Here is a 13,173-nt window from a genome sequence, read left to right as displayed (position 1 = left end):
GAACACAACCGCACGGACTATCCACATAGCAACTAGCGATTGGGCTTAATTCGGAGGAAGTCCTGAACTCAAGATCGGTATACGATAACTTTAAGCAAAGGGATGAAATCTTATGGAATCTTCGGAAATCTTCAATATAGTTGAGTTAACTCTAGAGGGTTTGAAGAAAAGATTAGATAGTAATAATTCATTATTAATACAAGGTTCAACTGGTTATAGTGAGCCTGCAAGATTTACGTTTTATCCGGGTTCATCAAATCAGGAGATCGATTCTTTATTTGAAGAGTTAAATTTAGTTATACCTTGGGACTATAAAGCTTTTTTACTAAATCATAATGGAGCAGATCTATTCGTGCATCCCTTTTATGGAGGGGGCATCCAATTGTATAGCTTAAACATGATTCGACAGGTATACATTGATTATGATTATGTTAGCATGATACCGCAGGGTTGGATTCCAATAGGTTCGGATAATGGAGATATGCTTTTTATAAATACGAATGAATGCATTGATAGATTTTCTAGCTATTTGTATTGGACTGAAATGTTGTTCGTTGATAGCGCAATTAAGGTAAATATGAATTTTGAGAGATGGTTTGAAAGACTGATTATATGTAATGGCGCGCATTTCTGGAATTGGAATAATGAAAATTCTGAACGTTATTATAGGCATTTACAAGGACACATTGAAAATGTGAATAACTATGATGGCAAGAACTATACGCTCGCTTTGTCAAAGAAGGATTAATGACTCCGTATTAGAATAAAGAACTTCAATTCATATCCAATCTCTCTAGAAGGAGTCGAATAAATGAGCCCTCCAAAACATATCTTATCTGCCGCTGCAATCGTGATAAACGAACAAAATGAATTATTACTTATTAGAGGACCACGAAGAGGATGGGAAATGCCAGGCGGTCAAGTAGAAGAAGGAGAATCCCTAAGTCAAGCTGCGATCAGAGAAACGAAAGAGGAGTCCGGAATCGACATTGAAATCATCAAATTCTGTGGAATATTTCAAAATATCGAAAATTCAATATGCAACACATTATTTCTAGCCAAACCAATAGGAGGAGAATTAATCACATCAACGGAGAGTTTAGAGTCTGGTTTCTTTCCGATCGAAGAAGCCATTTTAAAAGTCGAATGGAAAAACTTCAGAGAAAGAATAGAGTATTGCTTAAAACCTGAGATGCAACCTTTTTGCATTGAGTTCAGTGATAAGAATAATATTTAAAAGTTTCCGGAAAGGAAGTTCAATCAATGAAACGAGTCGATGTAAATCGTCGGAGGGAGAGAAGAGATATCAAGACCAGACGAAATCTCTGAGATTGCATGGTTGGATATAACACAGGCAGATGAGCTTATGCCTTACTACAAGAATGGCTTTAAAAACTTACTTAATGGCAATGAGATTACATATTTCAACGAAGGTAACAAGTAATGTTCTGAATGTAGTGTATAAAGGAGGCTATCAGATGAACAAGTACAGTGTTTATGAAACAAACAGCTTTTATTGGGATACAAAAGGGAATGACTTTTTGAGAGCAATCGTGCTTCCACATTATGGAGCATTTATCTCAGAAGAAAAACACCAACTTTTTGGTGATGTCTCAGGATTAAAGATGTTAGAGGTGGGCTGTGGAAATGGTCAATCCTTGCAGTATCATGGAGACCGCAAAGCTGGTGAGCTATGGGGTATGGATATATCCCAGAAACAGATAGAAAAGACAGAACATCACTTGAGGACATACGGCATTTCTGCAACATTGATATGTTCACCCATGGAAGAGGAATGCGGTATTCCTACTAATTATTTTGACGCTGTGTATTCGATTTATGCCATAGGTTGGACAACCGATCTTGAAGGTACTTTCAGCCGAATCGCTTCTTATCTAAAGAAAGATGGTATTTTTATTTTCAGTTGGTCTCATCCAATTCATAGATGTGTCGTTGAAGAAAATGATAGATTTGTCTTCAATAAGCCATATTCTGATGAATCTTGGTATGCGATATCTCCTGATTTTTGTCAGGGTGAATTAACCTTGGCTGATCGTCAACTATCAACCTATGTCAATGCGTTAGCAAAAGCGGGATTTGTCATTGAACAAATGATAGAAGAATCCGATGAGGATATCATGCAATTACATAATAATAGCGATAGTCTCCTTAAAAGAGCAAAGATGTTACCTGTATCCTTTGTGATTAAAGCAAGAAAACGGTGATTAACTGAAATGAATCGGAAAGTGGGCTATGTTTAAATATCAAATGGATACTGCTACCTATGTATCGCTATTATTTATGGGTTGAAAGCAGATCAATGGAGAACGTAATAAATCAAATTTTATTTTAAAGAACTGGTGTGTTGAATGAACATTTAAAAGACATCTTGATGAGACGAAGGAGGCCACGAATTGTTTCTCAATGTATTACTTTGGTTGATTATTTTCTGGGTGATCTCCCTTTATTTTAGTTTTCCTAAGAAGGATCGCATGTACACAGACAATGTGCCAAGCACATATTACATTCAATCTTCAAATCGGTTGGATATGCAGAAAAACTACGAATGCGCTGCATTTTCCAGTGCGTTTGTCTTGAGACATTTCGGTTTGGAGTCCAACGGAACAAAGCTTTATGAAACCTATCCTCGCAAATTACTGGATGGGACGGTATATCCCAAAGCGGTCGTTGTTTTTTTCAGAAAACTAGGATATCAGGCAATGTACTTACGAGGAAATGTGAATACGTTGAAAAAACAGATCAGCCAAGGTGTGCCTGTTATTTTATTTATTAGAGTACATCCCAAACAACGTTATTTACATTTTGTTCCCGTCGTTGGTTATGATGAAACGCATTTTTACTTGGCAGAATCGTTAGACCACAAGATTAATTGTAATGAAGAATATTACAATCGAAAAATCAGCATAAATGAACTCAACATGTTATGGAGGTCGTGGTTACCTTTTTCTCAAAACTCCTATATCGTCGTACACCCGATGCAGATTTAAGACGGCTCTCTTTCAAGGGACAAGATATATTTCTTTAAACGAACTAATCTGCTTTATTCGGAACGTCTGCTTAGTTAAACCAAGCAACTCATGCCCAAATGGCATGAGTTTTTTTGAACAAATCTCCTCACGTAAACCAGCTCGACTCAATTAATGGTTTTGAACAAAATAGATCAAACGTATAGGCAGTTGCTACTGATTTTATTGTTTTACCTGATAATTAGCGGAGTTTTTTAGTTAAAATGGTTGTTCGTCCACGCATCTTTTCATCTACATACGTACGTTAAACCATGTCTATAGGGAGGTGTCCACACTGTGAGTCATTCAGAAGTGAAGAAACGTATGAAGAGAAAAAAGGCAACATTCCATCCGTGTAAAGTTAAAAGAAAAGAACGCCGGTTGAAAGTGGTCAAAAAGTTCGTTCAAGTAAAATGTCCCCCCTCCAGAAGTGAATATATCTACCCCTACTGTCGTTGGCCCAACAGGACCACAAGGTATACAAGGCGTACAGGGCGTACAAGGTATTCCAGGTAAACAAGGGGTTGAAGGGCCAACTGGAGCTCAAGGACCAGCAGGGGGGCCACCTGGACCACAAGGGCCTCAGGGACAGCCTGGTCCTGCTGGAGCGGTAGGTTCTCAAGGTCCGGTCGGGCCTGCTGGACCTATGGGAGCACAGGGGATTCCGGGAGAAGCAGGGGCCGTAGGGCCACAAGGTCCGCAGGGTAATCCTGGACCTGCCGGGGCAATTGGGCCTCAAGGTGTTGCTGGAGCAGTAGGCCCGGCAGGCCCAGCCGGTGCAGCAGGAGCAGTAGGCCCGGCAGGCCCAGCCGGTGCAGCAGGAGCGGTAGGCCCAGCAGGGCCAGCCGGTGCAGCAGGAGCGGTAGGCCCAGCAGGGCCAGCCGGTGCAGCAGGAGCGGTAGGCCCAGCAGGGCCAGCCGGTGCAGCAGGAGCAGTAGGCCCAGCAGGGCCAGCCGGTGCAGCAGGAGCAGTAGGCCCGACTGGTGCGACAGGAGTAGCTGGTCCAGCTGGAGCCACGGGAGGTACAGGTGCAACAGGAGCAGCCGGAAGCGTACTGGGATTTGCTGACTTTTTCGCACTGATGCCACCTGATAATGCAGCAACGGTTGCTCCCGGTACTGATGTAAGCTTTCCTCAGGATGGGCCGACAAGTGGAACAACTATCGCACGTACGGGGCCTAGTTCATTCAATCTGGCAGCCATTGGTACGTATCAGATTTTGTTCCAGGTGAGCATCAATGAAGCCGGTCAATTAATCTTAACTCTCAATGGGGCAGATTTGGCTCCTACTGTAGTTGGGCGAGCAACGGGAACGTCTCAGATTGTGGGTATGGCTTTAGTGCAGACAACCGTGATTAATTCTATTCTGACCGTTCGGAACCCGGCTGGTAATGCTACTGCATTAACAATCACGCCACTTGCGGGCGGAACAAGACCTGTATCGGCACATCTTGTGATCACACAATTAGCGTGAATCAGTTAACAGGCTAGCTAATTGTCCTCAGCTTTATTAAATATGCATCCACAAGGGTAACATGGGTTTGCTTGAACTGAGATAGCAGTGCTTTACCTGAGGCTGTTATCTCAGTTGGAGCGGATAATGGTACAGGAGTAACTACATATCGGATACTCTTTTTGTTTGCGAGGAATGGTGAAAACGTCACTACTAATTATTTTTTCAGTTGATAATATGATAAAATATTGGAAAAACATCAGAGGTGAGTACATGAAGAATGGACACTGGAGAAAAATAACATGGATTGTTGCGGTATTATTATTAATCATGGTCACGGCTTGCAGCAATAGCAAATTCAATCCAAATGAATTTTCAGAACAGGATCTGGCTGTGACGAAGACTGACAGTGAGGATAAGATTACGTATGGAATGAGTCAGGAAGAGGCGGAGAAAATTCTCGGCGAGGGAACATCAACGGGTGTGGGTGAATCCTATCAATACAATAACGGGATCACGATTGGTTATAGGGATGCCAAAGTCGTTAGTATCATCTTGAACAAGGACTCGAAAGGGTACTTTAAGACGGCTCGCGAGGCAGAGGCGGGGATGACACATCAAGAGATTCTTGATCTGTATGGCAAGGAACATGTTTTGGTCGAATCTGAACGTAATATCGATTATGCCTATCATATTCAGAAGGAAACATTCCTGGATGAGAAGTCGCTGCAAGCGGAAAAAGATGATCTGGCTATCTATCGTGCATCGTTTATGCTGACAAAAGAGGGACAGGTTAATCAGGTTATATTGTCGGATCAACGATTTGCAACAACCTTTAAGTAAAATATGGCTGCTAGGCAGCAGGGTATTAGATAATGAAATAGTACTTATTTTTCGTATGAAGCAACCCTTCGATATTCTGCCTGAGGGTTTTTCCCTTCAAATCGTTGGATTTCAATCCGGATAACAAGTTCCTTGTTTACGTGCATATACATTACAGGAGACGGGTCAAGACTCCGGCTGTCCTAAGTTGTATGAACGGAGGGAGAGACATGGGCATTGAATCATCCTGGATGTTTGATTTGTTTGGAACCGTCTTTCCGGTTGTATTTGTTCTGATTATAGGTATAGTCCTTCTGTCGATGGGAAAGGAGGTATGGAGGTGGGGACGCAACAACTCGGAGCCGCTATTGACCGTGCCTTCACGAATCACCAGCAGACGGATGAAGATGAGTCAGTCGCAATCTGAACCGGGCAGTACAGCACGAACGTTATACTACGTCACCTTTGAAGTAGAAAGTGGAGATCGGCTCGAATTCAAAGTCAATGGCGAAGAGTATGGTTTGTGCGCTGAGGGGGATGAAGGACGGCTCTCGTTCAAAGGAACACGTTATGTAGGCTTCGAGCGATATAATCGCGTATATTCTGAACGCCTACGGGGTTAAACTGAGCAGCTTGCGCCAGAATGGCGTGAGCTTTTTTTGATTATTTACTGGACAAGCGTTTCTTAATGGGCCTAACGTGTTTTTATATAAGAAGAGGCTTAATGAGATTATGATCAAAGGATCATTACCATAGAGGAGGCAATCAATATGTCATTTACAGATCAGGTCGTTGTTGTAACCGGGGCCGCTCAGGGAATAGGACGAAGTGTGGCTGAGGCTTATGCAGTCGCTGGCGCCAAAGTTGTACTTGCTGACTACAAGGAAGCAGAAGGGGCGGCAGCGGCAGCTTCCATTCGTAATGAAGGCGGAGAAGCCATCTTTGTCCAATGTGATGTTCGGAGCGAGCAGGATATTACGAATCTGTTTCGTACAACCGTGGAAGAATTCAAACAAATTGATGTTTTGGTGAATAATGCAGGACTCGCCAAGTGGAAGTCACCCTATGAGCTGACGCTGGAAGAATGGGACGATGTACTCAATACCAATGTGAGAAGTTGCTTTTTGGCGAGTCGGGAAGCAGCCAAACATATGAAAAGCAATGAACACGGGGGTGCCATTATCAACATGGCTTCTACCCGTGCGCTGATGTCTGAGCCGGATACCGAAGCTTATGCCGCATCCAAAGGAGCGATTGTAGCTCTGACGCATGCGCTGGCGGTCTCACTGGGCAAGGACCAAATTCGGGTCAATTGTATCAGTCCGGGATGGATTGAGACAGGAGACGTGGAAAAACTGAAAAAGGAGGATCATGAACAGCATCCCTCCGGTCGTGTGGGTGTTCCTTCGGATATCTCCCGTGCTTGTTTATATTTGTCTGATCCAAGCAATACCTTTGTCACAGGGACCAACCTCGTTATTGATGGAGGCATGACCCGAAAAATGATATATGAGGACTAGAACCGGGATTGAACCGGGCGAGCCCTAAGCTGTCCCAACTTCAGAGTGATAAGCCCAAGTTAAGCACTTGGGCTTATTTGTTTTTAATAACTCGGTTGCTATAATAAATGTGATTTTACAACAGTAGAGGAATGGAGGGAGTATATGTTCGGGAAACAATCCCGGAAGGTATTTTGGCTGTTACTGCTGATCGGAGGGATGATAATGATAGGGAATGAGTCACCTGCTGAAGCTGACGGCGCAGATATACGGGCGGCCTGGGTATGGCAGGCACAGTCTGTTAGCAACGGAGATGAGCTGTTGGCCAATGCAGCTAAACATAAGATAAACAGGCTGTACGTGAATGTAGACATGACGCTATCCAAGGAGGTATACCAGACGTTTATAGCCAAAGCAAGCCGTGCAGGTATTGCGGTTGAAGCGCTGGGAGGCGATCCATCCTGGGCACTCAGTGGTCGTGAAGGCCCCATGCTCAGATTAGCGTCGTGGGTAAGTGATTACAATCAAGCTGCTGAGCCCAACGAGCAATTTGATGCCATACATCTGGATATCAAGCCCTATGTGTTACCAGCCTGGAAAGAAGATGCTAAGCCACTGGTACAATCCTGGGTAGCCAATATGAATCTGTTATTTGAGCAAGTGAGACAGGATGGCGCAGTTGCAGTGAATATTGACCTGCCATTTTGGCTGGATTCCTACACCGTCACAGGAAATAGAGTTTCTGAGGATGCAGATAACGAACCATTGTCACGTTGGTTCATTGAACGAGTGGAGCATGTCACTTTACTCGCTTACCGTGATAACGCGCAAGGGAACAATGGTATTATACGTTTAATTGAACAGGAAATGAACTGGGCCGATACTAGCAATGTGAGCGTTACGGTTGGGTTGAACACCAAGCCCATGCCTGGCGAGGAGTTCACGACATTTGCCGGTAAAGGTGCAGCACAACTGGAAAGCGTTATTGAAGAAGTTGCCTCCGCATTCAGCGAACATAGTTCCTACGCAGGTTCTGCTGTACATGACATCGTATACTGGGGACAACTGGAGCCATCAGAACTGCCATCACCGGAGATTCCATCCAATCAACCAGAGATTCGGGGAACGTATATCTGGGAGGCCTCTCAGGTGACAAATGACGGGGGAGAGCACATACTAGCGTTTGCTAGAGAGCAGAATATTAACTGGTTGTATGTCCGTTTGGACCTGGATCAACCCTATTCCAGTTACCGCAGTTTTGTGAAACGGGCAAAAGCGCAGGGCATTGAGATCCATGCGATGGGTGGACACCCCATCTGGGGCAAAAAGGAGAATCGTCCACGCATTAAGCGATTGATTGATTATGTGAAAAACTATAATGCTGAATCCGAGCCGGATGAACGATTTGAAGGCATCCATCTGGATATTGAGCCGTACACTTTGCCAGAGTGGGAGAATAGTCGGGACACCCTGTTGATCGAATGGGCTGCCAACATTACATTTTTCCAGGAAGAAACAAAGAAGGACAGTGATCTCGAAACAAGCGCAGACCTTGCTGTATGGCTGGATAGCTTCGCTTTGCCAGGAAAGGATACATCTGTGGCTGAATTTATGATCCGTACACTCGATCATGTGTCGCTGATGGCTTTCCGTAACAACGCCGAAGGTTCCAATGGGATTGCTGCTGTTGTGAGTCAGGAGATGGAGATCGCGGATCGTTTGGGAAAAAGGTTGATGATCTCGGTCGAAATGAAGCAGAACCACGAAGGTCCTCACATTTCTTTTTATGAGAAAGGGGCAACGGAGATGGAACTTCAGCTTGCCAAGCTTCCGGATCTGCTGGCCGAATATCAGGCTTACCAAGGCAACATTGTTCATGCCTATGATTATTGGATTGAAGCCAAGCCTTAAACAGGCGAGTATTATAAGAAACGAGTTGCTTCGGGACTTCACCTTGGGTGAGGTTCCGGGCTTTTTTTTATGGAAAAAAGATGGAATCGTGTCACCGAATGGGCTCCTGCACAATACGATGTACGGTGATGAACAGCTGAAACAAGGGAGGAAACAGACTATGGCTGTTATTAAAGCCAACTCAGAGGACGTCAAGCTGCTGGCTAGGCTCATGAGGGCAGAGGCTGAAGGTGACGGCGATCAGGGTATGTTGCTTGTGGGCAATGTAGGTGTGAACCGGGTGCTGGTGGATTGTCTGGATTTTAAGGATATTCGCGATATCAATCGTATGGTATTCCAGAATCCAGGAGGCTACGAGTCAACACAGAAGGGGTACTTTTACCAACGGGCAAGACAGTCCGAGATTCGTCTCGCACAACGGGTGATCAATGGAGAGCGCATCTGGCCAGCGAGCAATTCATTGTGGTTTTTCCGACCTGTGGGCGACTGCCCACCAACGTGGTATGACCAGCAAAATACAGGACGTTTCAAAGCGCATTGTTTCTTCAGTCCGACAGGCGATGACTGTCCGGAAGTATATTAAATTTTGGGAGGAATCACAATGATTAATCAGCCTTATCAACCAACAACTCAAACACTGGGGCAGCAAGCAAATTCTGTGATGGGTCAACAAGCCAATTCTCAGGTTCAAGGTACGTCTTACAAAATCGGTAACGGAATGCCTGCCATGTCACCAACGCCAGGGATGGTATCACCAAGCTCCACAAGTGTACCCCCACTCGTATCCAGTGGTAGCCCAATGACACCAACGGGTGCAGTGATTACAACAACAGCTCCACAGTTTGAGCAGTCATACATTGAGAATATTTTACGTTTGAATCTTGGTAAATTCGGTACATTCTACATGACATATGAAGGCAACAAAGAATGGAACGCTCGCATATTCCAAGGTATCATTGAAGCAGCGGGACGTGACCATATTATCATCAGCGACCCAAAGACAGGTAGACGAATCATGCTGTTGATGGTCAACTTCGACTATGCTACATTTGATGAGCCGTTGTTGTATCAATATCCGGGCGTGGTAGGCAATTACCCGCAAGCTCCAAGCAGATAATCATTGGCACTTCATCATGTTGATTGATAACTGACATGTCACATGTCTAACACATACTGATTTATTTCGCTGTCCTGAATGTGGAGGTAATCCGCAGACAGGACAGCTTTTACATAAACATATATACGAAGGTTACTATAGGTTTAAAGTCATACGTAACCTTTTGGCGATAACATGGCACTTATACATGAATAGAACAAGCAGCATGCTTATATGAAGGGAGTCCATAGCATTGAATTCATGGATTGAAGGAGCGATGAAGGGCGAAACCGAAGCTTACGCACAACTGATGTCTCAATATCGCGGGATGGCTCTTGCTGTTGCCTACAATCGTTTAGGAGATACATTTTGGGCTGAAGATGTCGTACAGGAAGCATTTACTGAAGCCTTTGGCAATCTGTCCAAGCTGGAAGCTCCTGAGGCTTTTCCCGGGTGGTTCAAGGTGATCGTGGAGAGGCAGTGTTATCGCTGGCTAAGACGCAAGCAGCATACCATGATTCCAGTTCAGGAGCTGGAGCATGTATTCCATGAAGAGGATCAGTCGTATGATCCTGAAAAACAAGCGGTGCAAAATGAAATGCATCGTACGCTGCGTGATTCCATTACAATACTGCCATCATCGATGCGGATTGCTGTTGAACTGTTTTATTTGGAAGGATACTCACTCAGGGAAATATCGGAGTTCCTCGGGGTGAAGGTACCTGCATTAAAGAAAAGACTGTTCGATGCCCGATCCAAACTCAAGCGCTCTATGCCTGTAAGGGATCTGGTCTCTGTATTCAGTGACTTGTATGAAGGAGGAAAAGGATTGTTACACATTATGAATGGTGATCATGCTGCCAATCGTTTAAGAGAGAGTGGAATTCAGGGAGACATCCTGGTATGGAGAGAGTTGTACACGTTCGGCCCGGTAGCCAAAGAGATGGGAGATACGAAGGAGCGGCAGACTCGGGCATCCGTGTTAGAGCAGCAGTTGGGCATTCCACAGGCGGAATACTTGAAGATTGAGGAACTTGAACGCAAGTTGAACTCGTTTCAACAATACAAGGAAATTGTCTTATGGTTCGAATACGATCTCTATGATCAGACGATGTTATCGTATCTATTGCATTATTTCAAAGGACAAGCACTCCAGAATACAAAACTGAATCTGCTCTGCATTGACTCGTATCCAGAGATCGAGCACTTTAGAGGACTGGGACAGCTTACCTCCACACAGATTGAACGTCTGTCCGGCAGTTGGCATGTGATTGAGAAAAACGAGTTACAAGCCGGTGCACAGTTCTGGGAAGCCTATACGTCGACTGATTCCCGGCATCATCTGGATTACTTGCAGGCAGATACTTCTGCGCTACCCTTTGCGAAAGCTGCCTTTAAGGCACATTTGTCCCGTCTGCCATCTGTATCGAACGGTCTGGGACTCATTGAGCAGACAACACTGGAGACTATTAGAGCAGGTGTGGAGCATCCGTATCCATTATTTCGCGAGGTAGGAGACAAACTGCATATTCTCGGGATGGGTGATCTTGAATACTGGGCACATCTGAAGCGGATGACAGAAGGACCTCATGCTCTTCTTCAGATGAGCGGTGCAACCACTTTCCCTAATTTCAAGCAGCATGATGAAAAATTCCGTGACGGAATCCTGTCGCTAACGGAACTCGGAATTCAGGTGTTGAATGGAGAAGTCGATTGGGCATTGCTTAAGCAGGATGAATTCTGGATCGGTGGATTGCATAACGCAAGCGGGGGACGAGCGAAGTGGCGTTGGAACCCCGCTTCGGAAACCGTAGTGGAGATTGAGTCCACATCGTAATCGGCGGATAGAATCTGAGAAAATAACGTATTACAAAAAAGAGAGTATCCAGCCATGTCGAAGCATGAGCGAGGATGCTCTCTTTGGTTTGGTTAAGAATTAGTTATGTTTCTCAAAATGATATTCTCCTTTTTTAATAGTTTTTTGACTAGATGCATATCCATACAGTAAACTGTACATATTACAGTTTACTGTATGGGTATAAACTAAAGTGTAAAGGAGTGAGGTTATGAATCAGTACACTGCAAAGCGTATCTCAGAAATTCTTCAAGAAGATGATACTAAGATGAATCTGAGGACGGTTCGGTACTATACACAAATAGGCATGGTTCCTCCGTTAGAGTTGGTAGGAAATAAAAGAGTATACACCGATAAACACATTCATTATTTTCGAGCAATTATAACTTTATCAAGAACTGGTGAGAACTTAGCATCCATTCAAGGAAAATTGAAGCTTCTTTCTGTAGAGGAAGTGGAAAAAATCGGCCAATTGATGAGTTTATATAGCCCAGATCGTGTCTTGGAAAACGAAACTCTGACAATAACAGATGATGTTTCAATTACATTAAGTCCTCGAGTTTCTGCCGAATTAAAACAGAAGGTAATTGATTCTGTCTCACAGGTTTTAAGGGGGGAGTTTAATGATGCTTAATTTACGGTTGGCTAAAAAAAAGATGGAAAAAGAAGAAGGAATGAATCATTTATGGATTGAGCTCACCCATACCAATAATTTAAATGAAAATGCAATATTACGTATTCACCTCCCAAATGGTCTTTATCGAGGATTAAATTTGAATGGGAATTTTGAAACAGAAACAGGTGAAATAAAATTAGTGTCACGAGACAAAGACGTATTTATTGAGCTTTATACACAGTCGAGAATAGATTGTGATGAGGCATTGATTAATGTGGAATTATGTTATCAAAGTAGTCATCTAAATTGGAAAGGAATAAAACAGGACATAACAGTTCGCTTTGTAGATGAGGAAGATGTAGATGATGAGCATATCGATCATCAAGTCATTGAACGAGTGATGAAACTCGAAATTAATTCGTCTAGCAAGGCTGGCTCAGATAGTGAATTATTAGTTATCAGACCAAGGACTTATCAAACAAGGGACAGTGAGTATGCTTATCTTGAAAAGGACTATCGAATAAACTACTAGTGGAAGGGAGCGCTCAACGTATTTTATGAATGCGTAAACTTATTGATAATGTGATATGTAAAGCACAATAACAATGGGCAGGTGATAAAAATGGACCAAGAGGCAATCGAATATTCCATAGAATTCCAAGATTCTTATGGGATCATATACACTCGAGAATTGAGAGCTGAAAGTATAGCTGAAGCCAAAATTATCATTCAAAATAACTATCCTGATGTTGTAATTCGAGCAGTCACACGTATTACAGAAAATGATAAGTGATTAACTATCTAATGATCTGAAAGTTAATCACTCAATACAACTGAGAAAATAGGAAGCATAACGGCGTATTGAGTAAAAATTTTTCCGGGAAACAGCGTAATC

Annotated in this window: 15 protein-coding genes; all 15 read left to right on the top strand. The window is 43.6% G+C overall.

Annotated elements, in window-relative coordinates; all coding sequences use genetic code 11:
- Window positions 1-112 precede the first annotated feature (112 nt).
- The 15 genes from V6668_RS17355 (at window position 113) to V6668_RS17285 (ending at window position 13,071) form a co-directional block, all read left to right on the top strand.
- Entirely contained in the window at window positions 113-748 is a 636-nt protein-coding gene (locus V6668_RS17355) for an SMI1/KNR4 family protein (protein ID WP_253509045.1), read from the top strand.
- A gap of 63 nt (window positions 749-811) precedes the next feature.
- A complete protein-coding gene (locus V6668_RS17350; RefSeq protein ID WP_036673784.1) occupies window positions 812-1,237 on the top strand; it encodes an NUDIX hydrolase in 426 nt (141 codons plus the stop codon).
- Between the two features lie 241 nt (window positions 1,238-1,478).
- Window positions 1,479-2,225: a class I SAM-dependent methyltransferase gene (locus V6668_RS17345; protein WP_036673783.1), complete on the top strand. Its 747-nt coding sequence runs from the start codon at window positions 1,479-1,481 to the stop codon at window positions 2,223-2,225.
- A gap of 189 nt (window positions 2,226-2,414) precedes the next feature.
- On the top strand, window positions 2,415-3,008 hold the full coding sequence (locus V6668_RS17340; protein ID WP_036673781.1) for a C39 family peptidase: 594 nt from the start codon (window positions 2,415-2,417) through the stop codon (window positions 3,006-3,008).
- 448 nt (window positions 3,009-3,456) lie between these two features.
- Window positions 3,457-4,500, top strand: coding sequence for a collagen-like protein (locus V6668_RS17335; protein ID WP_338706258.1), 1,044 nt, complete (start codon window positions 3,457-3,459; stop codon window positions 4,498-4,500).
- Window positions 4,501-4,716: 216 nt separating this feature from the next.
- The gene (locus V6668_RS17330) at window positions 4,717-5,322 is read left to right on the top strand and encodes a hypothetical protein (RefSeq protein WP_338706257.1); all 606 of its coding nucleotides are present in this window, start codon (window positions 4,717-4,719) and stop codon (window positions 5,320-5,322) included.
- Window positions 5,323-5,531: 209 nt separating this feature from the next.
- A complete protein-coding gene (locus V6668_RS17325) occupies window positions 5,532-5,924 on the top strand; it encodes a DUF2500 domain-containing protein (RefSeq protein ID WP_017688132.1) in 393 nt (130 codons plus the stop codon).
- Window positions 5,925-6,071: 147 nt separating this feature from the next.
- The gene (locus V6668_RS17320; RefSeq protein WP_017688133.1) at window positions 6,072-6,821 is read left to right on the top strand and encodes a glucose 1-dehydrogenase; all 750 of its coding nucleotides are present in this window, start codon (window positions 6,072-6,074) and stop codon (window positions 6,819-6,821) included.
- A 204-nt stretch (window positions 6,822-7,025) separates the two neighbouring features.
- Complete coding sequence (locus V6668_RS17315) at window positions 7,026-8,711, top strand: hypothetical protein (protein ID WP_338706256.1); 1,686 nt, start codon at window positions 7,026-7,028, stop codon at window positions 8,709-8,711.
- A 160-nt stretch (window positions 8,712-8,871) separates the two neighbouring features.
- Window positions 8,872-9,294, top strand: a complete 423-nt coding sequence (locus V6668_RS17310; RefSeq protein ID WP_036613979.1) for a cell wall hydrolase — start codon at window positions 8,872-8,874, stop codon at window positions 9,292-9,294.
- 75 nt (window positions 9,295-9,369) lie between these two features.
- Window positions 9,370-9,828 carry a spore coat protein GerQ gene (gerQ, locus tag V6668_RS17305; protein ID WP_036673979.1) on the top strand — a complete coding sequence of 153 codons (459 nt, stop codon included), beginning with the start codon at window positions 9,370-9,372 and terminating at the stop codon, window positions 9,826-9,828.
- 232 nt (window positions 9,829-10,060) lie between these two features.
- On the top strand, window positions 10,061-11,644 hold the full coding sequence (locus tag V6668_RS17300; protein WP_338706255.1) for a sigma-70 family RNA polymerase sigma factor: 1,584 nt from the start codon (window positions 10,061-10,063) through the stop codon (window positions 11,642-11,644).
- Between the two features lie 229 nt (window positions 11,645-11,873).
- Window positions 11,874-12,296 (top strand): MerR family transcriptional regulator, encoded by a 423-nt coding sequence (locus tag V6668_RS17295; protein ID WP_127550679.1) that lies wholly within the window; start codon window positions 11,874-11,876, stop codon window positions 12,294-12,296.
- On the top strand, window positions 12,286-12,810 hold the full coding sequence (locus tag V6668_RS17290) for a hypothetical protein (RefSeq protein WP_338706254.1): 525 nt from the start codon (window positions 12,286-12,288) through the stop codon (window positions 12,808-12,810). The genes V6668_RS17295 and V6668_RS17290 overlap by 11 nt, the downstream gene beginning before the upstream one ends.
- 90 nt (window positions 12,811-12,900) lie before the next feature.
- Window positions 12,901-13,071, top strand: a complete 171-nt coding sequence (locus V6668_RS17285) for a hypothetical protein (protein ID WP_338706252.1) — start codon at window positions 12,901-12,903, stop codon at window positions 13,069-13,071.
- The last annotated feature ends 102 nt before the right edge of the window (window positions 13,072-13,173 follow it).

The organism is Paenibacillus amylolyticus (assembly GCF_036894225.1).
Taxonomy (GTDB): Bacteria; Bacillota; Bacilli; order Paenibacillales; family Paenibacillaceae; genus Paenibacillus; species Paenibacillus amylolyticus.
Note: the sequence above shows the minus strand (reverse complement) of the source record. Positions and strands in the feature narration are given on the sequence as shown.